The following is a 25,384-nucleotide window of genomic DNA, read 5'->3' on the forward strand; positions in this document are numbered from 1 at the left end:
CGTGGATGCGTGAATTGTCTGTGCTGTATCAATCTGTTTTGTGCTGTTTTTTAATTATGAGCCTGTACGATAAATCCGGAAGTTTAACGCTCCTCGCGGAAGTAGTTAAGACCGCAGCTCTTGGGCTGTGCATGCTCTCTGCTCTCCCGCATGCTTGTCACGACAAGCACAACGATCGTTGCCACATACGGCAGCATATCGTAGATCTGTGCCGGAAGTCCCGGGATATTGACATACATACGCATGATAGTCAGTCCGCCAAAGATAAGCGCCACGAGCATACCGCGTGCCGGACTCCATGTGGCGAAGATAACGAGAGCCACTGCGAGCCAGCCGTAACCGCTGACACAGTCGTGAACCCACACGCCGGACGTCGTTACCATGCTCATGTACATACCGCCGATGCCACAGATTCCTCCGCCGATTACGGTCGCCAGATACTTATAGAGCGTGATATTAATTCCGGCCGCATCTGCCGTCGCCGGATCTTCGCCCACTGCCCGCATGTTCAATCCTACTCGCGATCTGCTGAAGAACCATGCCATGATAATCGCCAATATAATCGCAAAGTATACAAGCCAGTTATACCGGAACAGAAGCGGTCCCAGCACCGGTATATCTGACAATACCGGTATATCCAGCCCGGAAAATGCTTTCTTCGTCACATCTGTGACCGCCACATACCCGCCAGCCTGCTGCCCGATATATTCTCCGAAGAAGTTACCGAAGCCGGTGCCGAAGATCGTCAGTGTAAGTCCGGTCACGTTCTGGTTCGCGCGCAGCGTGATCGTAAGGAAACTGTAGATCAAAGCTCCTCCTGCCCCCGCGATAAAGGCTGTAACCAGAGCAATCCCTGCCGAAAGGACTCCGTTTGGATTTCCGCCTCCTGCGATCACTGCCTGTTCATAGTAATAAGAACCGGCAAGCCCGGTGATAGCGCCCATAAACATCATACCTTCCACACCAAGGTTTAAGTTTCCCGATTTCTCAGTCAGGATCTCTCCGAGCGCACCAAGCAGGAGCGGTGTGCCTGCAAGCACTGCCGCAATAAATAATCTGTTTAATATATCAACCATGATGTTCCTCCTTTCCTCTCGGAATCAGCTTATAAGTGATGAAAAACTCACATCCGAGCATGAAGAACAGTATAATACCAATAAGAAGATCTGATGCCGATGCCGGAATCTTGAACTGTGTCTGGATCGCATTAGCTCCTCTCTCAAGCATTGCGATAAATACAGAGACAACCAGCATACCAAAAGGATTCATCTTGGCCAGCCATGCCACTGTAATAGCAGTAAACCCAACTCCTCCGGCCGTGCCTTCATTAATCGTGTAATCCGCCCCTGCAAACTGGAGCATTCCGACCAGACCGCAGAGCGCGCCAGAAAGGAACATGGTCCGTCTGAACACCCGGCCCACATTGATCCCTGCATACCGTGCCGTGTTGTTACTCTCTCCTACAACTGCGATTTCGTACCCCTGCTTTGTCTTATTAAAATAAATATAAGACAGCACAACGAGAACCAGCGCCAGTATCCAGCCCCAGTGGACTCCCAGGACTTTTGTAAGACGTGCCCCGGGTACAAGCATATCTATTTTCGGGTAACTGCTGCCTTCTGCTTTCCACGGACCGTTCATCAGATATTTGATAAATGCAAGGGCTATATAATTGAGCATCAGGGTAAACAGCGTCTCATTTGTTCCCCATTTTGCTTTACATACAGCCGGAAGAAGTCCGTAGATCCCACCTGCCACAATTGCTGCCAGCATCATGAGCAGCACCAGTGGAAGCTTTGGAAAGATGTGCGCTGTAAAGAGTCCGAATGCGCCGGCTGCCACAGCACCGGCAAGAATCTGCCCTTCGCCGCCGATGTTCCAGAATTTCATCTTAAAGGCAAAAGAGATACCGATTGCCGTGATCAGAAGAGGTACTGCATTCTTGATTGTCTCATGGATAACCGTACTGGATCCCCACGCGCCTTTTACCATCGAAACATACACAGAGAACGGATTATGTCCCAGCATAAGGATTACGATTCCTCCTGTCACAAGCGAAAGGACGAATGCAGCCGCACGGATTCCCCACGCTTTTTTCTGTGACATCGTATCTCTTTTGACCATCCTGATCAGAGGTTCTTTTACCTGTGTGCTGTGTGAACTCATGCTGTCACCTCCTCTTTCTTATCTTCTGCAGACGAGTGCCCGGTATGGATCATCATCAGGCCGATGTCCTCTTTTGTCACCTTACGCGGATCTACGATGCCGCTCACTTTACCGCCGCACATGACCATGATACGGTCGGAAAGCTGCATCAGAACATCCAGGTCTTCTCCGATAAAGATGACCGCGACGCCTTTTTTCTTCTGCTCGTTGAGCAGATCGTAAATCCGATAGGAAGAATTGATATCCAGGCCGCGCACCGGATAAGCTACAATCAGCACGGAGGGCTGACAGGCAATCTCTCTTCCGAGAAGTACTTTCTGGACATTGCCTCCAGAGAGCCTGCCAACAGGGGTATCTACTCCCGGAGTCACGATCTCAAGCTCTTCGATCAGTTTCTCCGCCAGTTCTCTTGGGGTCTTTCTATCGACAAACAGCCCTTTATTAGACTTATAGCTCCTAAGCATTACATTGTCTGTCATATCCATATCCGCCACAAGTCCCATGCCGAGTCTGTCCTCCGGCACGAACGCCATGGATATTCCTTTTTTTACAATCTCATCCGGCTTTAGTCCAAGGATACGTTCCTGGACAGGAATGCCATTGTGATCTCCCAGATACAGCACAGATCCGCCAATCGACGGATATAACCCTGCTATAATCTCGCACAGTTCCTTCTGTCCGCTTCCTGCGATTCCGGCGACACCCAGTATTTCGCCGCCGTATGCATCAAAAGACACATTGTCAAGGGCTTTCACCCCGTCGCCGTTCAAACAGGTCAGATCAATTACCTGGAGCCGCTTTTCCCCGCGTTCCACCTGCGGCCGTCCAATTTCAAGACTGATCGGACGGCCTACCATCATTTCAGTAAGCTGAGCCTGATCTGTCTTGTCCGTATCCACAACACCGATGTATTCTCCTTTTCGCAGAATCGCGACACGGTCAGAAATAGCGAGCACCTCATTGAGTTTGTGGGTAATGATAATAATGGATTTACCGTCTTTTTTCATATTCCGCAGCACAGCGAAGAGGCGGTCCGTCTCCTGTGGCGTCAATACCGCCGTGGGCTCATCCAGAATCAGGATATCTGCTCCTTTATACAATACTTTCAGGATTTCCACTGTCTGTTTTTCCGAGACAGACATATTATAGACTTTTTTTCCAGGATCGATCTCAAAACCATAACGTTTTGCAAGTTCCGCCACCTTTTTATTGATCTCTTTCCTGTTTACTGTCGCTTTTCCTTTCAGCCCCAGTACAATATTTTCCGCCGCCGTCAGCACATCTACCAGCTTGAAATGCTGGTGGATCATGCCGATTCCGAGAGCGAATGAATCTTTCGGGGACCGGATCGTGACTTCTTTTCCTTTCACATAGATTTCTCCGTGATCCGGAAAATAAATGCCGGACAGCATATTCATCAGCGTAGTCTTTCCACTTCCATTTTCTCCGAGGAGAGCGAGGATCTCTCCTGTCTTCAGCTCCAGATTCACATCTTTGTTGGCGATAACTTTACCAAACGTCTTCGTCACATGATGCATCTTCACTGCATACTCTGCTGTTCCTCCCAAAACCTCACCTTCCTTCTTTTTTCTTGTATGTATTCTACACAGTTCTTCTTTTTGCCAGGTATCCTGAACCGCATATCAGAAGTACCGTGATACAAACAAAGCCGTCCTAAGACGGCTCTGTATTTGTATCTTCTTCAAATCTGTTAAAAATATTATTTCAATTACTCAACAACATTGCATCCGTCTACAATGTACAGCCATGACGGAGCAGATGCCTCTTCCTGCTCATGATAGTATTCACCTTCAGCGACTTCATACTCTTCACCCTCCGGACTCACACCTTTGAGTGGTCCTTCAAACACATGAAGATCTCCGGATATCAGCTTTTCTTTAGCTGCATCGATAGCTTCCTGTGTTCCCTCTGCCGCAATATCCGTATTCAGAGGTGACAGATAAACTGCATCGTCTGCAAGACCTTTGCACCAGTCAACCGGAATTTCCTCGCCATTGATCACAGCCTGTACAGCTTCTGTCACATAGATACCCCAGTCAATACGCGGGGAAATCAATGAAGCATTCGGAGCTGCCTCAATCATGTCATTGTTGTAACCCACCTGCCATACACCGTTATCCTCTGCTGTAGTAGCCGGAGCCGTGGAATCAGAGTGCTGTGAGATCACGTCGCATCCGCGATCGATCAGAGCCTGTGCCACCTGGGATTCAACAGTCGGATCGTTCCAGGAATTTGTATACATAATATCCATTGTCACATCCGGATTTACGCTCTTCGCGCCCAGATAGAATGCCGTATATCCACTGATAACCTCTGCGAACGGGTATGCCGCGACATAGCCGAGCTTGTTCGACTCTGTCTTCATGCCTGCAGCGATACCTGCCAGATAACGTCCCTCATAGATGGATGCGAAATAGTTATGGAAGTTATCCAAACCAGAATCAGCTGCCTGATATCCCGTCGCATGGCAGAACTCCACATCCGGATATTCTGCTGCAACTTCCTTCACATAATCCTCGAATCCAAAACTTGTCGCGAAGATGATGTTACATCCTGCATCCACAAGCTCTCTGAGCGCTGTATCACACTCAGCATCCTCAGGTACATTGTATTTATTGATGATCTGGTCATCACTTAAACCAAGAGTCTCCTGCATCTCCTGTGTTCCCAGATCCTGATTGTATGTGTAACCCATATCACTGGGATCTGATATGTGCACAAATCCTACTTTAATCTCATCTGCCGGAATCCCTTCAGATGATGTAGAAGAGGAACTGTCCTCCTCATTTCCGCCGGTTTCTGCTGCCGGAGCTCCGCACCCCGCAATCAGGGTGACTGCCATAGCCGCACACAATAATACACTGATGATCTTCTTTTTCATACTTGTCCTCCTTTTTTTCCTGCCGTTCCGGCCGGCTTGTCGCCGGAACAATGCCAGTCTGTTAAAAAATGCTATCCTTTTTAAGAAAATGTGTTCTTTTTTCAGGATAGCTACGCTTTCATTCTACCCTCTGACGAACTAGAAGTCAATAATCCATGAACAAACTGTTAAAAATCTATAAAACTGCAGTCAGGTTTGAACAGCAGCAAACTGCCCGGCAACTTTTAGAAAGTCACCGGGCAGCCGAAAAATTATCAGGCGGAATAAGAACTCCTTATTCGATTCCCAACACTTTGTAATCCTGATCTTCCACCGTCTTTTTGAGCACATCATCCGCAATCTCCGCATTCAGCGTAACTATCGCTGTTCCTGCCTCGTGGCTTACTTCCGCTGCATCCACTTCCGGAAGCGCCTCCAGGACTTTCTTCACTCTCGCCTCGCAGTGCCCGCACATCATACCCTCGATCTTCATTGTCTTTGTCATTGTTGTTTCCTCCTTCTTTCTCTTGACTTTTATTTTCTTATCTCTGCTGGCGTCATACATTTTAAACCAGTTGAGCCTAAGTGCATTGCTCACCACACAAAAACTGGAGAGACTCATTGCTGCCGCTCCGAACATAGGATTCAGCTGCCATCCAAATACTGGTATCCATACACCTGCTGCCAGTGGAATACCGATCACGTTATAGAAAAATGCCCAGAACAGATTCTGATGGATATTCCTCAGCGTTGCACGGCTCATCCGAATTGCCGCAGGCACATCGCTCAACCGGCTCTTCATGAGCACTACATCAGCGGCGTCGATCGCTATATCAGTACCTGCGCCGATGGCAATGCCCATATCCGCCCTTGTAAGTGCCGGAGCATCATTGATACCGTCGCCAACCATGGCGACTTTCCCTTTTCGTTTCAGTGATCGGATCACACTCTCCTTGCCTTCCGGCAGGACGCCGGCGATCACTTCGTCTACACCGGCCTGGGCCCCTATAGCCTTTGCCGTACGCTCATTGTCACCCGTGAGCATAACAACATGGATTCCCATATTCTGCAATTCCTTTACAGCCTGCGGGCTGTCTTCCTTGATCACATCTGCAACCGCAATAATGCCGGCAAGCTTTCCATTTCTGCTGAAGAACAGCGGTGTCTTTCCCTGTTCTGCAAGCTCTTCTGCCTTTTGTCTGGTCTCACCGGAGATCTCTGCATTCCGGATAATAAACTTGAGATTTCCTCCGCAGACTGTCTCTCCGCCGATGTTTCCTGACAGGCCGTTCCCCGCAACCGCCCGGAAGTCCTCGGCCTCCGTTTTATTGTCCACGCCTTTTTCCTCCGCCTTTGCAAGGATAGCTCGTGCCAGCGGATGCTCACTTTTCTTCTCCAAAGTATATGCCAGGCTCAAAAGTTCTTCCTCAGTCACTCCCTCAGCCGGGATCATATCCGTCACTTTCGGTTCGCCGCTTGTGATCGTTCCGGTCTTATCCAGCGCAACGATCTGTGTCTTGCCCGTCTCTTCCAGCGAGACGGCTGTCTTGAACATAATACCGTTTTTCGCTCCCATACCGTTTCCGACCATGATCGCCACAGGGGTTGCAAGCCCGAGTGCACACGGGCAGCTGATAACAAGCACGGAGATTCCTCTCGCAAGCGCAAATCCGACCGTCTGTCCCGCGATCAGCCATACGATGATCGTTATCAGGGCGATAGCGATCACTGCCGGAACAAAGACGCCGGATACCCTGTCAGCCACCTTTGCGATCGGCGCTTTCGTCGCCGCAGCATCGCTTACCATCTGGATAATCTGGGAGAGAGTCGTATCTTCCCCGACACGTGTCGCCTCGCAGCGCAGAAAACCGGACTGGTTGAGAGTGGCTGCCGAGACAGCGTCGCCTTTCTTTTTATCCACCGGAATACTCTCTCCTGTCAATGCGGATTCGTTCACCGCACTGTTTCCCTCGACCACGATCCCGTCCACCGGGATATTCTCCCCCGGTCTTACAACAAAGATATCACCTTTTCTCACCTGATCGATGGGTACTTCTTCTTCCACACCATTTCTCATTACTATGGCTGTCTTCGGCGCAAGCTTCATCAGACTCTTCAGGGCGTCTGTCGTCCTTCCTTTGGATCTTGCCTCGAGCATCTTTCCGACCGTGATCAGCGTCAGGATCATGGCCGCTGACTCGAAATAAAACTCATGCATAAAGGACATCACCCCTGCAGTATCCCCCCGCAGCTGCGCATCTGTCATGGCAAAGAGTGCGTAAAGACTGTATCCATAAGAAGCTCCCGCACCGAGAGCAACCAGGGTATCCATGTTGGGCGCCCTGTGGATCAGGCCTCTAAAGCCGCTGATAAAGAACTTCTGGTTGATCACCATGACTGCCGTAGTCAGCAGGAGCTGTATCAGCCCTATCGCCACATGATTTTCTTCAAGGAAAGACGGCACCGGCCAGTTCCACATCATGTGCCCCATGGAGAAATACATCAGCGGGATCAGGAAACACAAAGATGCGATCAGTCTCCGCTTCATCTTCGGCGTTTCCTTATCTTTTAAAGAGTCCTCTGCCTCTGCCATGGACATTCCGGCGCTTCCGGTCTTCCCGACGCCGTGAGCTGCTCCTTTTTCCGATGCCCCGTATCCCGCCTCCTCTACGGCTGCTATAATATCAGCCGGCGAGGCGCTTCCTTCGACTCCCATAGAGTTCGTCAGAAGGCTTACGGAACAGGATGTAACGCCCGGAACTTTCGAGACAGCTTTCTCGACACGGGCACTGCACGCAGCACAGCTCATCCCCGTCACATTGTATTGTTCCATACCTAATCCTCCTTTACTCCGCTGCTGTTCACATCTGACCTCCGCCCGCATGCGAACAGCGGCTTTATTTCATCAGTTTCTGCAGGACAAGAACAAGTTCATCTATCGTCTCTTCTTTGCCCTCGCGTATATCCTCCGCCACACAGGAACGGATATGCTCCGCCAGAAGCACTTTGTTAAAGCTGTTGAGAGCCGCGTTGACCGCCGATACCTGGATCAGGATATCCGGACAGTACACGTCGTTCTCCACCATTTTTTTGATTCCTCTGACCTGCCCCTCAATACGGCTTAAGCGGTTGAGCATATCTCGCCTCTCCTTCTCGGAGCGTTCCTTCGTTTTATATTTGCACGCAGGACAGACTTTATTCGTTTCTCCCATATAAACTCTTCTCCTTCCTGTCATTTTTTCAGTTTTGCATCATGCGGCCTGCAAAATCAGGTTCACTTCTGCTATAAAATCAAAACCCCTGAGGGGTATCTCTCTTACAAGGAGAGTATATACCCTTCAGGGGTATTATGCAAGCATAAATTAAAACTTTTTACAAATTTTCTTCCCATTCTTTCTCGCGGAAGCCTACCAGTACCTTATCCCCGCTGACCAGAATCGGACGCTTTACAAGCATCCCGTCCGTAGAAAGCAGGCTGAGCTGCTCTTCTTCGCTCATTTTCGGAAGTTTATCTTTTAACTTCATTTCTTTGTAAAGGTTTCCACTTGTATTGAAGAATTTTTTCAACGGCAGAGAGCTCTTTGTCCACCACTCTCTCAGCTCATCCGCAGTCGGATTCTCAGTCTTGATATCTCTGAGCTCATATTCCATTCCCTTTTCTTCAAGCCATTTCTTTGCTTTCATACATGTGCTGCATTTCGGATAACATACAAATAACATCTTATCTCGCCCTTCTTTCTATTATATATGCGGTTACTTTTCTGCCCCGCTTCCATCCGTCCGCTCTGTACGGACAGGACTGTATTCCCATCATAACAGCTCTTTGTATGAAAATAAATATGCGTATTGCTAATTTTAGCTTTTATGGTAGAATAGAGTCGTTGATATTTGTTTATTCATTCACAATCTTATGATCACACTTTATAAGGAGGAATTTTTTCATGCACTGTTTCAGAAAAGTAACAGACGACCTGTACTGGGTGGGAGGTAATGACCGGCGCATCGAACTTTTTGAAAATATTTTCCCACTCTCTGACGGAGTCTCATACAATTCTTATCTTCTCCTTGATGAGAAGACTGTACTTATTGATTCTGCAGATTATGCCGTTGGACGGCAGTTCCTGGAAAATGTCAAGGCTGCATTAGACGGCAGATCTCTGGATTACCTTATCGTAAACCATATGGAGCCGGACCACTGCGCTATGATCGATGAGCTTGTGCTGCGCTATCCGGACATGCAGATCATCGGAAATGCCAAAACATTCCCCATGATCAGCCAGTTCTTTGACTTTGATCTGGAAGGAAAGAAAGTCATCGTCAAAGAGGGAGATACATTCTCCACAGGGAAGCACACACTTCATTTCGTCATGGCTCCGATGGTACACTGGCCGGAAGTTATGATGACATATGACGAGACGGACAAAATCCTGTTCTGTGCCGACGCTTTCGGAACATTTAAAGCCCTGAACGGCAATATCTTCAACGACGAAGTAGATTTTGACAGAGACTGGCTTGATGAGGCCCGCCGTTACTATACAAATATCGTCGGAAAATACGGTATGCAGGTACAGAGCGTACTGAAGAAAGCCGCAGGCCTCGACATCCAGATGCTCTGTCCTCTCCATGGCCCCATCTGGAGAACGGACCTCGACTATATCATCGGCAAGTATGACAAATGGAGCAGATATGAACCGGAAGAAAAAGGGGTTATGATCGCGTACGCATCCATGTATGGCAATACGGAGAATATGGCGGAGATCCTGGCAAACCTCCTTGCGGAAGAAGGCGTCAAGAATATCTGCATGCACAACATCTCCAAAACACATGTGTCCGAGCTGATCGCAGACAGCTTCAAGTACAGCCATATCGTACTGGCGGCTCCTACGTACAACAACGGTATCTATCCGCTGATGGATAACTATCTTGAGGATATGAAAGCCCTCGCCCTTAAGAACCGCACGATCGCAGTTCTCGGAAACGGAAGCTGGGCACCGCAGAGCACGAAACTGATCAGCACAAAGATCAGCGAGATGAAAGATATGTCTCTGATGGTGGCAAATGTCACGATCAAATCTTCCGTAAAAGATGAACAGATGGAAGAATTAAAATCTCTTGCAAGACAAATCGCAGAAGAAGTGTTATAATAACAGGTATCTCATTTTTTGAATACAAAGGAGGAGTTCTTATGAAATTAGTAATCACCATGAGCCGCCGTTTCGGAACCGGTGCAAGTATCATCGCAAAAGAACTTTCCGAACAGCTTAATATTCCCGTATATGACAAGGCATATATCGAGCAGAAGCTCCATGACCACATGTATGAGAGCGAAGCGGAGGCTATACGCAAACTTGCTGAAAAGCCCTGTATCATCCTTGGGCGCTGCGCTTCCGATATCCTGAAAGACCGTTTAAATGTCCTCAATATCTTTGTATGCGCGGACAAAGAAGACCGTATCCGCAGGATTATGGACAAGGAAAACTTAAGCTATGACGAAGCAAAGGAAAAAGTGGAGACAACTGATGAAGAAAGAGCTTCCTATTATTATGAACACACCGGAAAGACATGGGGAGATGTGAATGATTACCACATGATCCTTGACACCTCTGAGCTTGGGGTGGAAAACTGTGCCGATATCCTGATGCACTATTTTGAGAAATGTGAGTATATCTGATCCCGGATCAGGATATTTACATCTGCCAGATTATCACATCGGAAAATTTAAACCCAAAAGCCAGCGATCCTGTTTGACCGCTGGCTTTTGCATTTTTCTATATTTTTCTGTTCTTATCCGCTTAGTGCCTGTTTATTCCGATGCACTGTCCCCTGAATTAGTGTCATCTGCAGTGCTGCTGTCTGATGAGGTGTCTTCTGACGTATCGCTGCCGGTATCAGCGCTGCCCTCCTCTGATGACTCTTCTGTCTCTGATGTGATGATCGTCACTCCCGTATCTTCAAAGTCAACTTTATCCCAGGCTTTCTCGTCGACCTCAATCTCTGTACTGTCACGCCACTCTTCCAGAAGTGAATCGTACTGGTCCTGCCGGCGCTGCTCCACGATTGTTTCTTTTTCCTGATCTGTCGCTTCCCGGTCAAGAAGGCTGGTGAGCTGTCCTACGTAGATACCGCTGTCTGTCTCAATGACATCTGTCACTTCGCCCTCAGTCTCAAATGCATCAACCGCGGCGATCAGATCCTCATTCGGTGTTGTACTCTCTGAGTCAAATGTAAGATCAGAAGCTGTCTGTCCGAGTTCCTCAGCAACCGTTGCGAAATCCTCGCCGCCTTTCACTCTGTCCACGAGTGACTGGGCGTCTGTCTTCAGGCTCTCTTTCTCTTCATCGGTAAGCTCTGTAGAATTACCGGAGTCATCCGTAGTTGTATATGAGAAAAAGACATATTGCATTGCTTTCTGTGCCGCTTCTTCGTCAGATACTTCCTCGTCCACGCCCTCCCTCATCTTACTGTCCATCTTTGTCTGTATCGTGGCAAGTCTGAGGAATTCTTCTACATCCTTGCGATAACCGGATACTGTTTCTTTCGCTTCATCCGTATTATCTTCATCGAACTGTTTCGCTGCTTCAGAAATAGCATCCTCTTCCTCTTCTGTCAGCGACACGTCATATTCTTCCGCATGCTGGGCGATAAGATACATATTCTGCAGGCTCTCCATCAGTCCGTCCTTGACTGACTCTTCGTATGTCTGATCCTCACCTGCTTCCTGTGTCCACATCGCATCACCAGTCGTGCCAAGCATCGATGCATAATAAGTCTCATACTGTCCCTGCGTCATCCTTGCATAAAAATTGGCAAGTCCGAGTGTGATATCGTCTTCCCCCACTGTGGCAACAACTGAATCTGTATTGATCGAGCCGCTGCATCCTGTAACAGTCATGGCAGCCAGAGCGCCTGCGGCAGTCAGAACTGCGGCCTTTTTTCCGAATCGCATCATAAGTATCCTCCTCTTTTCCGGGCATATAAAATATGGCATGTATACAATGCCCGCATACTGATACATTATAACGTGTTTTGAGGGAAGTAACAAGTAGGATTCACAAATATGTCACGAAATCGCCAGCCCTTTTATGTCATCCAGCACCCTGCGCACCGTATCAAGCACGCTCTCCCCTGTATCTTTTCCGCTCTTGCCCAGTTTCCGGTAAAGGAAATACGGTGGCTCCTCTGTCCGGAACACAAGATCTTTTCCATAGCCCTGCAGCATTGCCGGAATCCTCTGCGGATCAATCTTTGCCTTCTCATACATAGTAAACCGGATATCTCCGCCTTTCTGCTCTACCGCCGTCACATAAGCCGAATGCGCAAGTCCTTTCAGAGATGCGATATGCAGGAGCTGCTGAACCTTCTTCGGAATGTCTCCGAAACGGTCGATCAGCTCTTCTGTCATATCATCCATCTCTTCCTCGTTCTCGATCGCGGCAATCCTCTTGTAGATATCCAGCTTCTGATACTCATTTTTAATATAAGACTCCGGAATATATGCGTCAATATTAAGATCGATGGTCGTCGTAAAGCTCTCTTCTTCTCCGCCGCCTTTAAGCTGGAGGACTGCTTCATTTAACATTTTGCAGTACATGTCATATCCCACAGCTTCCATATGACCGCTCTGGGCTTCCCCGAGCAGGTTTCCTGCGCCTCTGATCTCCAGGTCGCGCATGGCGATCTTAATACCTGATCCCAGATCTGTGAATTCCCGGATCGCAGACAGACGTTTTTCTGCCACTTCTTTTAAAAGCTTATCCCGCCGATAGAGAAGGAATGCGTAGGCCATACGGTTAGAACGACCCACGCGCCCCCGCAGCTGATAGAGCTGGGACAAGCCGAAACGGTCCGCATCCTGAATGATCATCGTATTGGCATTAGGTATGTCCAGCCCGGTCTCTATGATCGTTGTCGAAACAAGTACGTCAATATCCCCGTTGATGAAGTCATACATAATGTCTTCCAGCTCCCTCTCCCTCATCTGCCCGTGGGCAAAGGAGATATTCGCTGTCGGGATAAGCTGCTGAAGATGGCCGGCCACATCCGCAATATCATTTACTCTGTTATACACATAATATACCTGTCCGCCCCGGGAGAGTTCTCTCTCTATCGCCTCTCTCACCATCTCGTCATTGTATTCCATGACATAAGTCTGGATCGGCATCCGGTCCTGTGGAGCTTCCTCCAGCACACTCATATCACGGATTCCTATCAGACTCATATGAAGAGTTCTCGGAATCGGCGTAGCCGTTAGTGTAAGAACATCTATATTCTCCCTCAGTTTTTTGATCTTCTCTTTATGGGTCACTCCGAACCGCTGCTCCTCGTCGATGATCAGAAGCCCGAGATCTTTAAATCCTATGTCTTTTGAGAGGACACGGTGTGTTCCTATCACAATGTCCACCAGTCCTTTCTTAAGATCTTCCACTGTCTTTTTCTGTTGATAAGATGACCGGAAACGGCACAGAAGGTCGATCCGCACAGGGAAATCTTTTAACCTCTGCACAAATGTATTATAGTGCTGCTGTGCAAGAATCGTAGTTGGCACGAGATAGACAACCTGCTTCCCTTCCTGGACAGCTTTGAACGCCGCGCGGATCGCGATCTCTGTCTTTCCGTATCCCACATCTCCGCAGATCAGACGGTCCATGATCTTTGTGCTTTCCATATCATGCTTTGTATCCTCGATAGCCTGGATCTGATCTTCCGTCTCCTCAAATGGAAACATCTCTTCAAATTCTTTCTGCCACACAGTATCCGGTCCGTAGACAAATCCTTCTGACTGCTGTCTTGCCGCATAAAGTTCTACCAGATCTTTTGCTACAGCCTGGACTGCTTTTTTTACCTGACTCTTGGTCCTGCCCCACTGGATCGTCCCCAGTTTGTTGAGCTTCGGCTTTTTTGCATCCGCACCTGCATATTTCTGGATAAGGTCCATCTGAGCCACAGGAATATAGAGTACTCCGCTGTCAGCATAGGAGATCTTCATATAATCCTTGACCACTTTGTCCACTTCAATCTTCTCGATTCCATTGTAGACACCTATCCCGTGATTTTCATGGACGACATAGTCCCCCGGCTTCAATTCGGCAAAATCCTGAATCTTCTGGCCCTCGTATTTTTTGCGGCGTTTTTTCTTTTTCTTCCTGCCGAAGATGTCAGATTCTGAAATGACCATGAATTTCAGCATAGGATACTCATAGCCTTCCGCCACATACCCGCAGGAGACCATGATTTCACCGGGATTCACTTCACGATCCATATCCTCGCTGTAAAAACTGCTCAGGTCGTAATCCCGCAGATCCTCTGCAAGACGCTTAGCCCTCGTCCTTGAGCCGGACAAGAGCACCACCCTGTATCCGCTGCGTTTCAGACGTTTTAGATCACGGGTGAGCAGTTCGAAACTGTTATTGTACGGATTCACGCCCTTTGTCTGAATGCTGTACGTCTTCCGCACCCGGAAGAGACCGCATTTTGATTCCAATGTCGTCATCGCGATCCCGGTATAGAGATTCATGGAATTTATGATATCTTTTGTCTGATACACAGTCAGTTCCTGAGCCCCGCCATCTTCCGGATCAGACTCTTGTCTTTTCTCCCTGCTGCGGAAATATTCCTCTTCCACACTCTCTGCTGTTTCCTGTAGACGCTGCGGCTCATCCAGCAGAAGTATGCTCTTTTCTTCCGGAAAATACTCCAGAAAAGAGACTGTCTCCATCCCGTCTTCCCAGTTCTCTGATGCGGGATAAATCGTAACTGTTTCCAGATTTTCCACAGAGCGCTGACTCTCCACGTCAAAGCTTCGAAGAGAATCAATCTCATCTCCCCACAGTTCGATCCTGACCGGAAGCTCTTCCGTAAGCGGGAACACATCCATGATGCCGCCCCTCACGGCAAACTGTCCGGGCCCCTCGATCTGGCTCTCCCTCTCATATCCCATATCTGTCAGTCTCTTCTCTAATTCCGTGAGATCGATCACGTCCCCTCCCGTCAGGCTGATCCTCTGTTCTTTGAGTTTTTCCGGCCGGGCCAGTCCGTCGAGGAATGCATCCATGGTCGTGATCACCGTGACGTCTTTCCCCTCTTCTTTTTCGATCAGGGCGCGCAGGACTCCCATGCGCTGATCCGTGAGCAGCTTTCCTTTGATATCAGCATGGTAAAAAAGCAGATCTCTCGCCGGATACAGATACACATCCTCCGTAAAAACACGATACTCTTCGTACGCTTTTTTTGCCTTTTCTTCACTGGAAAAAGCGATGATCCTATATTCAAAGCCATCGCCCAGAGCATACATCAGATGCGTCTTCTGCGAACCGACGCCCCCTGCGATCTGTATGATCCCGTTTTCTTTTTTCCTGTCCTTTATGATTTCCTGATAGTCTGCCAGCTCGGCAAGCGGCGCAAGTAAAGCCTGCATGATCCTTCCCCTTTTTTCTGCAAAACTTCCCGGTCTTCCGCCCGGAGTTATTTCTCTTCTTTCTTTTTGCGGTTAAATTCACTCATCGCATCTCCGATCCGTCCGGAGATGATCATGCCGACGGCGCTCACCGCATTGTCATATCCTTCATCCATCAGTTCCCGTTCTGCTTTCGAAAAATGTCCCAGCACATAATCGGCGAGATCGTATCGGGATGGCTTTTCTCCCACTCCTACCCGTATCCGCGGAAATACCTGTGTTCCGAGGCAGGCTATAATATTCTTGATGCCGTTATGTCCGCCGGCGCTCCCCTTCTCGCGGATGCGGAGCTGTCCTACTCCCAGATTGATGTCGTCATAGATGACGATCAATTCATGTTCCTCAGCGATCTTATAATAATCCACAAGGCTCCGGATGCTCTCCCCGCTCAAATTCATATACGTCTGGGGCTTTGCCAGGATCACCTTCTGACCTTCGATGATTCCTTTTCCCACAAAGGCTCTGTGTTTTCTGGCATCCACCGATATATTGTATTTGTCTGCAAGTCTGTCTATTACATCAAATCCTACATTATGTCTCGTACCCTCATACTGTTTGTCCGGGTTTCCAAGTCCTGCTATGATAAACATGTCTTTCAACCTCCATGTCCTGTATGCATTCTGTCTGTCCGGCAGCATCCTTCCCCTTTGCCGCAGCACCGGCCGGATCTGCCGCATAGCTATTTTACAGTATCCGTTCCTCTTTGTCACGCAAAAGCCGTGAATATTTTCCCATTTTCAGTCATACACTTAATAAAAAGCGGACCGCCGTACACCGGCAGCCAATTTAATCGGGAGGTAACTCTATGGGTTCCAGAACTAAAATCGTTGTCCTGCACATGAAAGAGATCATCTACACCGCTATCTTCGCGGCACTGGCGGTTGTACTGATCGTCCTTCTTGTCATCATGTTCCGGCCGGATGAAAAAACAGATCAGGCCGACACCGGAAACCGGTACACACCCGGCATCTATACCTCAGCACTTACATTGAACAATACAAATCTTGAGGTAGAGGTATCGGTAGACGAATCCCGGATCAATTCCATCCGTTTTTCGAACCTTGATGAGACAGTGACGACCATGTTTCCTCTCATCCAGCCTGCCATAGAGGACATTGCCGAACAGATCTACGAGACGCAGTCGCTCGACGATATCACTCTGCCGGATGACACACCGTACACATCACAGATCATACTGGATGCGATCCGTGAAGCCGTTGAAAAAGCCGCAGTCGAATAAAACTGCGGCTTATCTCTATACTACCCTTCTACGATCAGATATTTTCCGTCGGGAAGCGGAAATACCTCGGATGCTTCCTCCAGCTCATCTGGTCCGAGTCCGTCCACATCCACGCCCTCTTCTTCGAAATACTCCCTTACTTCTTTAAGAGAATCGACAACGACTGCCATGCAGTCCTCAAGAAATGCCTCAGCCTCTTCCAGATTCTCTGCCACCGGTTCGTCGAATAATTTGCCCTGATCTCTCAGGAAAGTCTCTAAACATGCTTCGCTGTACTCGCTCATATTTTTTCACCCTTTTCTCTTACGATCTTCAATATTTCATCTGTTGTATCCACGATAAAACGCGGTTTTGCCGCCTCAAGTACACTGCGGGAGCGGAATCCCCAGGATACAAGTACTGTGTCCATACCGGCTGCATTTCCTGTTGCTCCATCCACTTCGGAGTCCCCGATATACAGTGTCTCTGCGGACTCGACTCCAAACTCATCGGCGATATAAAGCAGTGCGGCCGGATCCGGCTTTCGCGGAATACCGTCTTTCTGCCCCTGAATATGGTCAAACACATTCGCCCCGAAGATTTCCTCTACTACGTGTACCGCCTGCCGGTCCGGTTTATTTGAGAGAACACCAAGCTTCATCCCCTGCTTTTTCATGTCCTCTAACATCTCTGTGATCCCGGGATAGGGCGCCACGTGATATGTGCAATATTTGTCAAATATGCGCTGGTAGGCAGCGAATGCTTCCTCAAAGCGCGTCAGGTTCTCGTCCCCCGCTGCCCTCAGTGTCTTTTCTATCAGCACTTTTGCTCCGTTTCCTACGAATTCCCTGCACTGTCCGGAAGTAATTTCCGGCAGCCCCAGCTCTTTCATCGTCTCGTTTACCGAATAAGTGAGCGATTCCAGAGTATCTGTCAGTGTTCCGTCCAGATCAAAAACACAGGCTTTATACATGATTTTCTACCGTCCTCTCATACTGTCTTATCTTCTTGTATTCTTATATTCATTCCCCGAGCAGATATCTGCGCATAGTCTTGAGGGCATTTTTCTCCAGGCGGCTCACCTGAGCCTGGGAGATATTGATTTGTTCTGCCACTTCCATCTGCGTTTTTCCCTCAAAGAACCGAAGTGTGATAATATAACGTTCCCGCTCATTTAACCGCTCCATGGCCGCCTCCAGGGAAAGTTCTTCCACCCAGTTTTCTTCTTTGTTCTTCTTGTCGCTGACCTGATCCATAACATAAAGAGTATCTCCGCCGTCACTGTACACCGGCTCCTGCAGGCTCATCGGACTCTGGATAGCATCCAGAGCAAATACAACATCTTCTTTTGATATTCCTATCTCATCCGCGATCTCCTGCACGGTCGGTTCTTTCATATGACGGCGGATATACCCTTCTTTTGCATAGATTGCTTTATATGCCGTATCACGCAGCGAACGGCTCACCCGGATCGGACTGTTGTCCCTGAGATACCGGCGGATTTCTCCGATGATCATAGGGACCGCATAAGTTGAAAACTTTACCATCCTCGACGGATCAAAATGATCCACCGCTTTCATAAGTCCCACGCAGCCGATCTGAAACAGATCATCTGCATTCTCACTGCTGCCCTCAAAGCGTTTGATCACACTTAAGACAAGTCTTAAGTTCCCTTTAATGTACGTTTCCCTGGCCTCTTCATCCCCGGCTTTGATCCGTTCAAAAAGTTCTGCCTTCTCCTCCTCCTTCAGAAGCGGAAGTTTTGATGTGTTCACTCCGCACAGTTCAACCTTATTCACCATCATAGCAGCAATCCTCCTAAGCAATTTCTACTTAGAATGATTCTCACCTGGCGGATAAGATATTCCGGAAGTCAGAAAATTTTATAAACTTTTAGTCCTTGACAAATCAGTCGTCTATATCCCACTTGTCTGACAGATTGTTAATCTGCGTTTCAAATTTCGCTTTGTCTTTGTTGGATAATCCCTCGTTTTTGTAGATAACGTCAAGCAGCCGTTTTCCCGCCGCAACCAGACGCTCAAAGGCAGTATCAGCCCTGCGCTGTGCCGGCTTCTTCGCTTTCACCGGTATCCTGACGCCTTCGTTTATGATCTCGTTCGTCAGGAGGTCAACTTCACAGCAAGGGTACGGCGCCCATGTACTGTAACCGAACTCCTTGTTGACAGTGTCTGCGAACTTCTCAGTTACTGTATCCTCGCCATGTACGACAAACACCCTCTCCACCGGCGTTCGGAATGCACCCACCCATTTCAGAAGACCGTTCATGTCGGCATGGCCGCTGACTCCGTGCAGGCTTTCAATCCGCGCATGCACCTCGATCGGTTCCCCGAAAAGCTTTACATTCTTCTCTCCTTCCAAAAGTCTGCGCCCGAGTGTTCCGTTTGCCTGATATCCTACAAACAGGATCGTACACTCCGGTCTCCAGAGGTTGTGCTTAAGGTGGTGGCGGATACGTCCCGCATCACACATACCTGATGCCGATATGATAACTTTCGGCTTTTCGATAAAGTTGATCATCCTGGAATCGTCACTCGTAGTCGATGTATGCAGCCCCGGGAACACAAGGGGATTGATCCCCGAATTGACAAGCTGCATTGCCTCCTCGTCAAAGCACTCCCTCATATTGAGAGTAAACACTTTTGTTGCCTCGATCGCAAGCGGACTGTCCAGATAAACATCAAAATCCGGATATTCCGGCAGCAGATTATTCTCCTTGATCTCCCGGATAAAATAAAGCATCTCCTGAGTCCTGCCGACAGCAAAGGACGGAATTACGACATTTCCGCCCCGGTCAAATGTCTCCTTGATGATCCTTGTGAATTCACCGATATAATCCGGCTTCTCTGCCGTGTGGATACGGTCGCCGTATGTAGACTCCACAACCACATAATCGGCTGCCGCAGTGTATGTGGGATCTTTGATGATCGGCTGATCCAGATTGCCCACATCCCCGGAAAATACGATCTTCTTCGTCACATCCCCTTCAGTGGCCCACACTTCGATACTGGCCGACCCCAGCAGATGTCCTACATCAGTAAAGCGAATATCAATACCATCACAGATTGAAATACGCTCCCCATACTCGCACGGAACAAGAAGTTCTATCGCATCCAGGGCATCCTGCATCACATACACCGGCTCATACTCCGGTTTACCGGCTCTTTTTCCTTTCCGATTGCGCCATTCCGCCTCGAATTCCTGGATATGTGCACTGTCACGCAGCATGATATTGCACAGGTCCACTGTCGCAAATGTAGCAAAAATCTGCCCTTTAAAGCCGTTTTTTGCAAGTTTCGGAAGCATCCCGGAGTGATCGATATGAGCGTGAGTCAGGAACACATAGTCAATGTCTGATTCGGGGATCGGAAGTCCCGGATTCTCGTACAGATCCGGTCCCTGCTCCATACCGCAGTCGATCAGGATATTCTTTCCCGCCGCCTGAAGAAAATGACAGCTTCCCGTTACCTCATGGGCTGCTCCTACAAATGTCAGTTTCATAGTCTCACCAGCCTTTTTTGCTTTTTTTCTATTGTATCATACTGTCTTCCACTTTTTTACTTTCTCTTTGTAAAAGATTAACCCTTCTTTCACGATCTGTGCTTTTGAGCCATTTATCTCTACCACGGTAATCGAACAGTTCGGCGGGACCTCGTCTCTCCAGAAATGTTCCACTGACAGATTGCCCCGTATCCGGTTCAAAAGCGAAGTCATCGCCGCGCCATGTGTCGATACCAGGATGCTCTTGCCCGCAAGATCTTCCCTCCTCATCAGAGATTCAAGAAATCCCCCTGTTCTCTCATAGAGCTGCGGGATCGTCTCTGCGTCATCCGGAGGTATATAATTGCCAGTATCACAAAAGAAACGGTTGAATGCCTCGCTTTCCGGATCACAATGATCACCCCCGCAGTATACTCCTTCGTATCTTCCGAAGCTGATCTCCTGAAGCCGGGCCTCGTCATAAAGCGGAACATCTCTCCCTTTCAGTATGATCTGTGCCGTCTCCTTTGCCCTCAGCAGCGGGCTGGTCATTCCGATATCGATCTGTATGTCTTTCATGCCTTCCGCTGTCTCTTCTGCGAGACGGCGTCCGTAATCGTTGAGCGGGATATCCGTCCTCCCCTGTACTCTATGACTTTTATTCCAGTCCGTTTCTCCGTGACGGACAATGTATAATAACATGAATGTTCCTCCTATTCCGACGGGTGGACCGTAATTCCACTCTAGTATACCTACTCTAGTATACCTGCTCTGCAGGCACACGGCAAGCCTTGTATTTTACCGCCTGAAAAGCTATAATAGACAGGACAGATCACAGAGAAAGGAAGCAGATCATTATGAAAAAAATCGCAAGTTTTACCATTGACCATATTCGCCTGAAACCGGGCATCTATGTCTCCAGAAAGGATAATGTGAACGGTTCTGTCATTACTACATTTGATATCCGCATGACAAGTCCAAACGATGAACCTGTCATGAATACCGCAGAAGTCCATACGATTGAACATCTGGGCGCTACTTTTTTGAGAAATCACAAAACTTATCAGAATCAGGTAATCTATTTCGGACCCATGGGCTGCCGGACAGGATTCTACCTTCTTCTCGCAGGAGATTATACATCCCGCGACATCGTCCCCCTGATGAAAGAAATGTTCTCGTTCATCGCTTCTTTTGAGGGTAATGTTCCGGGAGCATCCGCCAAAGACTGCGGCAACTATCTGGATATGAATCTCCCGATGGCAAAATATCTCGCCCGCAGATTTCTTGCGGAAGTACTCACAGACATACATGATTCCCAGCTTTATTATCCTGAATAAGTTCCGGACTTATGCCTTTTTATCACAGGCGCACATATGTAATGTCTTCCTGTGCGCCTTCTTAAAACATATTTCTTTATATACCGGTACGTTTTTTCTTCTCCCTGTCCTGCCAGCATGTGAAGCAGCTTCTCCAGCAACGCCCTCGTCTCCGGGTGCATCATGTCTCCCGCCTTTCCGCTCAGATAATACTCGAGCGGATCGCTGTCTTTATACTGCCCGCCTTTATAAACTTTACTGGCCGCTATCCGGTCAAGAAACATCTCTACCACATATCTGACCGGCATTTTCATTCCTGCCAGCATTTTTTCCCCATCCAGACTATAGTCAATCCAGTATTCATAGTGGTGTTTATTTCTCCCTTTATGATGGAGCCAGGCCGACGAGTATCCTTTGTCTTCACGCTCCGCATTGTTCGGGCTTCTTGTTCCCTGATAATATTTACACCCCACACGGAATTCTGTGGGGCTGTATTTTGAGAGATCATGGAGCAGTCCCTGCCTGTACAGACCTACCCGGAAACATTCTTTCATAACAAGAATCTTATGCTTTGTGATTGTATTAAAATGTGCCAGTGCTTTTTTCATTGTTTCTCCTGTCCGCCGTCCTTTGCTGATGCTTTCTTTGTCCGGGCCGGTGTCTTTTTCGGCTTTCCGGGCTGTTTCTCGCTCACCAGCACAGTAATACTGCGTTCTTTCAGCGTTATTTTCTTCTGGTCATCCACAGGGACCAAAACAGCCTCAACTCCATTTTCCGTAGCTGCCGCCGAACTCCATCTCTTATTCTTTCCCGGTGAAGGCAGCGCATAATTATGTGGAAGCCAATGCATATTATAAGCTACAAAGCACTCGGTATCGCCCAGATCTTCTCCGGCATACAGCACTCCGAGCTGTCTGCTGTACACTTCTGCATTTACCTGCCATGCATTCTCTCCATGGTAAGATACATCCGGCATGCCGCACGCTGTACGGTCAAGCCCTTTAAGTTCTTCCGCGCGGTGCAGGCATGGATGTTTTTTACGGAAAGCAATCAGATTTTTTACATAGGTAAAGAGTGTATTATCTGTCTTAAGCCTGCTCCAGTCCACCCATCCGATTTCATTATCCTGACAATATACATTATTATTCCCTTTCTGGCTGTTGTAAAATTCATCTCCTGCCAGGATACAGGGTGTTCCCTGTGCCAGGAGCAAAAGCATAAACGCATTTCTGACCTGATTTTTTCTCAGTGTCATGACCGCACGCTTACGGCTCGGCCCTTCTGCCCCGCAGTTCCAGCTATAATTATAATCCGGTCCATCCGTATTATTTTCTCCGTTGGCATCATTGTGTTTGCAGTCATAAGAAACCAGATCCCACAGTGTAAATCCTGTCTGTGCAGTGATATAATTGCATTTTCCATCCGATGCCGAATGATGGGACAATGCCCACATCACATCGTTTATCATATTCTCGTCGCCTTTAAGAAAACGACGCATAATGTTCTGGAATGCATCATCTTTACGCATCAGTTTAATATCTTTGAGCAGCGGGTCAGAATTCAGCATTTCCCACGGTACGCTGTACGGATTAACGACAAATCCGTCCACATGATACTCAAGCATATAGAACCGCAGACATTCGAGTGCAGTCTGCGCCGGGACTTCCTGCGTAAATGGCATCTCCAGCACCACTTCAATGCCCGCCCGATGACACTCTTTTACCATATCTTTCAGCTCATGTACCGCAGAACCGCCTGCCGAGTAAGCCTCTTTCGGCGCAAAATAATACGCCGGTCCGTATCCCCAGTAATTGATCTTTGTCTTTGTACATTCCTCAAACTCATAAACAGGCATGCACTGGATCTGATTGATCCCCAGATCTTTGAGATATGGAATTTTTTCTATAATCCCTTTGTAGGTTCCCTTATGGGCTGCTTTGGAGGAACTGTGTTTTGTAAAACCTCTCACATGCAGACTGTACGCGATAACTTCGTTCCATGGCAGATGAAGCCTCCTGTCATTTTCCCAGTCATATTCGGGAGAGACAAGTTTCCCCCGCATCTCGTGTTCCTGTAGATTTCTCTTCTTCCCAAAAAACTTCTTCCCGGCAATCTCTCTTACATAAGGGTCCAGGCATACACGTCCGTCTATGCGGAAATTATACTCATATTTTCCGGCATCTATGTTTTCGACTGCCAGAAACCGGACTTCTCCGATCCCCTCTTCCTGCGGCATATCAAACGTACATTCCGGACGTGTCTTTCCCTCTTTGTAGAGTAAAAGCTCACATTTTTTTCCCGTGGGGACCTGCACCGCAAAATTCACTGTAGTTCCCTTTACAACCGTACCGAAGGGCTGCGGTCTTCCTGTTATTTTTTTCATATTCCGTTCCTTTCTCACTGCCAGCCGTCTGTTCCATACATGTCTACGTTATCTTTATTGATAAAGAACGTCTCAACATAAGTCTCAGGTTCATAGACACCATTTTCCAATATTGCCGCTGCAGTTTTTGCGGCTATCTTTCCTATATTGATCGGAGATTTTGCCCCGATTCCCGTCATAGGGTCTGCGACTTCCGCCAGAGCGCTTTTTATTGCCGGTGACCCGCCCACACTGTATACAAGAATATTGTTTTTGCTCTCTTCTTTAAGCGCGGACAGCACCTGCTCCGCCATCTGATCATCGCCGCACATGATCGCATCAATCTGAGTCTCGCCTGAAAGTATAGCTGACAGCTGATCCGGTATCGTACTGTAAGCATCGCCCGAATCAATCCGTTCTACTTCAAACCCTTGATCAGCGATTGCCTCTTCGAATCCGGTGATGCGCTCATTAACCGCCGCAGAATCCGGATGTTCGACGATCACCAGTGATCCGCCGTCCGGCTTTCTGCTGATCAGGTCTTCACCACACAGCCTTCCCGCATTATAATCGTCAGATCCGACAAATGCCTCTGTCAGGCTCGTCTCCTGCACTCGTACATCCAGGTTTACGACCGGTATATCTGCTTCGTCAAGAGCCTGCAAAGCGGGTGTAATCGCATCGGAATCCACAGGGCAGAGAAATACAGCTTCTACTCCCTCATTGATCAGTTCCTTTATCTGATCTATCTGCACATCTGCATCGCCTCCTGCATCCCGCACGAGCATGCGGCTTTTCTCTTCTTCAACGGTTGTTCCGACGGATTCTTTCAGCGCCTCATAAAACGGATCCGCCATATCAGAACAGCTGAATCCGTACACATGTCCGCCCGTTTCTTCCTCTTGTTCAGGTTCTTCGACCACGGCATTATCCTCAGGAGTTCCTACGTTTTGTTTGCATCCTGAAATAAAAAGTACTGAAAATAAAGTCGCCAGGACAAGCAGTATAGTCTTTTTTCTCATTACGTATTCCTCCTGATCCTGCATTTTAACGCATTCTACTCTTTCATTCTACCGTGTTTCGGGGGAATGTCAATAGATTGCAGCTTGCTTTTTCCGGCGTGATCTGATACCATCAGAGTACATTAAAGCTGTATATGCAGCACGTCAAAGGAGAAAATCTTATGAACGAAAATGAATCACTCACTGTAACACTGACCCTGGAGAACGATGAAGAACTGGAATGCGATGTCCTGACTATCTTTGAGACCGACGGACGGCAGTACATCGCCCTGCTCCCTCTGAATGACGAGGGAGACAGCGATGACGGACAGATCTACCTCTACCGCCTGACAGACAATGGAGAAGGTGAAGAACCAGGTCTGGAAAATATTCTGGATGACGATGAATTCGAACGGGTTTCCGAGGCATTCAACGACTGGATGGAAGCGCAGGATTTCGGGGATATCGATCTGGATGACATGGAGTAG

23 protein-coding genes are annotated in these 25,384 nt (G+C 48.3%); 5 read left to right on the forward strand and 18 right to left on the reverse strand.

What is annotated here, in order from left to right; translation table 11 throughout:
• Positions 1-83: 83 nt before the first annotated feature.
• The 7 genes from FNY66_RS00005 to FNY66_RS00035 form a co-directional block, all read right to left on the reverse strand.
• Positions 84-1,076, reverse strand: a complete 993-nt coding sequence (locus FNY66_RS00005) for an ABC transporter permease (RefSeq protein WP_150309901.1) — start codon at positions 1,074-1,076, stop codon at positions 84-86.
• Complete coding sequence (locus tag FNY66_RS00010) at positions 1,069-2,166, reverse strand: ABC transporter permease (RefSeq protein ID WP_087151105.1); 1,098 nt, start codon at positions 2,164-2,166, stop codon at positions 1,069-1,071. The genes FNY66_RS00005 and FNY66_RS00010 overlap by 8 nt, the downstream gene beginning before the upstream one ends.
• A complete protein-coding gene (locus FNY66_RS00015; RefSeq protein ID WP_190324746.1) occupies positions 2,163-3,704 on the reverse strand; it encodes an ABC transporter ATP-binding protein in 1,542 nt (513 codons plus the stop codon). The genes FNY66_RS00010 and FNY66_RS00015 overlap by 4 nt, the downstream gene beginning before the upstream one ends.
• A 191-nt stretch (positions 3,705-3,895) precedes the next feature.
• Positions 3,896-5,068 carry a BMP family ABC transporter substrate-binding protein gene (locus FNY66_RS00020; RefSeq protein WP_087151103.1) on the reverse strand — a complete coding sequence of 391 codons (1,173 nt, stop codon included), beginning with the start codon at positions 5,066-5,068 and terminating at the stop codon, positions 3,896-3,898.
• A gap of 274 nt (positions 5,069-5,342) precedes the next feature.
• Complete coding sequence (locus FNY66_RS00025; protein WP_150309902.1) at positions 5,343-7,880, reverse strand: heavy metal translocating P-type ATPase; 2,538 nt, start codon at positions 7,878-7,880, stop codon at positions 5,343-5,345.
• 64 nt (positions 7,881-7,944) lie between these two features.
• The gene (locus FNY66_RS00030; protein ID WP_087151101.1) at positions 7,945-8,259 is read right to left on the reverse strand and encodes a metal-sensing transcriptional repressor; all 315 of its coding nucleotides are present in this window, start codon (positions 8,257-8,259) and stop codon (positions 7,945-7,947) included.
• 160 nt (positions 8,260-8,419) lie between these two features.
• Positions 8,420-8,767, reverse strand: a complete 348-nt coding sequence (locus tag FNY66_RS00035) for an arsenate reductase family protein (RefSeq protein ID WP_087151100.1) — start codon at positions 8,765-8,767, stop codon at positions 8,420-8,422.
• 221 nt (positions 8,768-8,988) lie between these two features.
• Between FNY66_RS00035 and FNY66_RS00040 the strand changes: the two genes are divergently transcribed.
• A complete protein-coding gene (locus tag FNY66_RS00040; protein ID WP_087151099.1) occupies positions 8,989-10,191 on the forward strand; it encodes an FprA family A-type flavoprotein in 1,203 nt (400 codons plus the stop codon).
• Positions 10,192-10,232: 41 nt separating this feature from the next.
• Positions 10,233-10,718: a cytidylate kinase-like family protein gene (locus FNY66_RS00045; protein ID WP_087151098.1), complete on the forward strand. Its 486-nt coding sequence runs from the start codon at positions 10,233-10,235 to the stop codon at positions 10,716-10,718.
• A gap of 132 nt (positions 10,719-10,850) precedes the next feature.
• On the opposite strand, the gene FNY66_RS00050 is transcribed toward FNY66_RS00045, so the two are convergent.
• The 3 genes from FNY66_RS00050 to pth form a co-directional block, all read right to left on the reverse strand.
• Positions 10,851-11,996 (reverse strand): peptidylprolyl isomerase, encoded by a 1,146-nt coding sequence (locus tag FNY66_RS00050; protein ID WP_150309903.1) that lies wholly within the window; start codon positions 11,994-11,996, stop codon positions 10,851-10,853.
• A 111-nt stretch (positions 11,997-12,107) separates the two neighbouring features.
• On the reverse strand, positions 12,108-15,461 hold the full coding sequence (gene mfd / locus FNY66_RS00055; RefSeq protein ID WP_150309904.1) for a transcription-repair coupling factor: 3,354 nt from the start codon (positions 15,459-15,461) through the stop codon (positions 12,108-12,110).
• 47 nt (positions 15,462-15,508) lie between these two features.
• Complete coding sequence (gene pth, locus FNY66_RS00060; RefSeq protein WP_087151109.1) at positions 15,509-16,090, reverse strand: aminoacyl-tRNA hydrolase; 582 nt, start codon at positions 16,088-16,090, stop codon at positions 15,509-15,511.
• Positions 16,091-16,305: 215 nt separating this feature from the next.
• Between pth and FNY66_RS00065 the strand changes: the two genes are divergently transcribed.
• Positions 16,306-16,740 carry a hypothetical protein gene (locus FNY66_RS00065; RefSeq protein WP_087151095.1) on the forward strand — a complete coding sequence of 145 codons (435 nt, stop codon included), beginning with the start codon at positions 16,306-16,308 and terminating at the stop codon, positions 16,738-16,740.
• 20 nt (positions 16,741-16,760) lie between these two features.
• Here the strand turns inward: FNY66_RS00065 and FNY66_RS00070 are convergent, their stop codons facing one another.
• The 5 genes from FNY66_RS00070 to FNY66_RS00090 form a co-directional block, all read right to left on the reverse strand.
• Positions 16,761-17,024, reverse strand: a complete 264-nt coding sequence (locus tag FNY66_RS00070; RefSeq protein ID WP_087151094.1) for a glyoxalase — start codon at positions 17,022-17,024, stop codon at positions 16,761-16,763.
• Entirely contained in the window at positions 17,021-17,692 is a 672-nt protein-coding gene (locus FNY66_RS00075) for an HAD family hydrolase (protein WP_087151093.1), read from the reverse strand. Before FNY66_RS00075 ends, FNY66_RS00070 begins: the two co-directional genes overlap by 4 nt.
• A gap of 49 nt (positions 17,693-17,741) precedes the next feature.
• A complete protein-coding gene (sigG, locus tag FNY66_RS00080; RefSeq protein WP_087151092.1) occupies positions 17,742-18,524 on the reverse strand; it encodes an RNA polymerase sporulation sigma factor SigG in 783 nt (260 codons plus the stop codon).
• Between the two features lie 103 nt (positions 18,525-18,627).
• Positions 18,628-20,238, reverse strand: coding sequence for an MBL fold metallo-hydrolase RNA specificity domain-containing protein (locus FNY66_RS00085; RefSeq protein WP_150309905.1), 1,611 nt, complete (start codon positions 20,236-20,238; stop codon positions 18,628-18,630).
• A 36-nt stretch (positions 20,239-20,274) separates the two neighbouring features.
• Positions 20,275-20,919 carry a histidine phosphatase family protein gene (locus tag FNY66_RS00090; protein ID WP_150309906.1) on the reverse strand — a complete coding sequence of 215 codons (645 nt, stop codon included), beginning with the start codon at positions 20,917-20,919 and terminating at the stop codon, positions 20,275-20,277.
• Positions 20,920-21,074: 155 nt separating this feature from the next.
• On the opposite strand from FNY66_RS00090, the gene FNY66_RS00095 reads away from it, so the two are divergent.
• Positions 21,075-21,554, forward strand: coding sequence for an S-ribosylhomocysteine lyase (locus FNY66_RS00095; RefSeq protein ID WP_150309907.1), 480 nt, complete (start codon positions 21,075-21,077; stop codon positions 21,552-21,554).
• On the opposite strand, the gene FNY66_RS00100 is transcribed toward FNY66_RS00095, so the two are convergent.
• The 3 genes from FNY66_RS00100 to FNY66_RS00110 are packed head-to-tail and all read right to left on the reverse strand — an operon-like array spanning position 21,542 to position 24,917.
• Positions 21,542-22,141 (reverse strand): DUF5662 family protein, encoded by a 600-nt coding sequence (locus FNY66_RS00100; protein ID WP_087151088.1) that lies wholly within the window; start codon positions 22,139-22,141, stop codon positions 21,542-21,544. The genes FNY66_RS00095 and FNY66_RS00100 overlap by 13 nt on opposite strands.
• The gene (locus tag FNY66_RS00105; RefSeq protein ID WP_150309908.1) at positions 22,138-23,916 is read right to left on the reverse strand and encodes an alpha-amylase family glycosyl hydrolase; all 1,779 of its coding nucleotides are present in this window, start codon (positions 23,914-23,916) and stop codon (positions 22,138-22,140) included. Before FNY66_RS00105 ends, FNY66_RS00100 begins: the two co-directional genes overlap by 4 nt.
• 14 nt (positions 23,917-23,930) lie before the next feature.
• Positions 23,931-24,917, reverse strand: coding sequence for a substrate-binding domain-containing protein (locus FNY66_RS00110; RefSeq protein WP_150309909.1), 987 nt, complete (start codon positions 24,915-24,917; stop codon positions 23,931-23,933).
• A gap of 161 nt (positions 24,918-25,078) precedes the next feature.
• On the opposite strand from FNY66_RS00110, the gene FNY66_RS00115 reads away from it, so the two are divergent.
• On the forward strand, positions 25,079-25,384 hold the full coding sequence (locus FNY66_RS00115) for a DUF1292 domain-containing protein (protein ID WP_087151085.1): 306 nt from the start codon (positions 25,079-25,081) through the stop codon (positions 25,382-25,384).

The sequence above is a fragment of the Mediterraneibacter catenae genome (assembly GCF_008691045.1).
In the GTDB taxonomy this organism is placed as follows: Bacteria; Bacillota; Clostridia; order Lachnospirales; family Lachnospiraceae; genus Mediterraneibacter; species Mediterraneibacter ornithocaccae.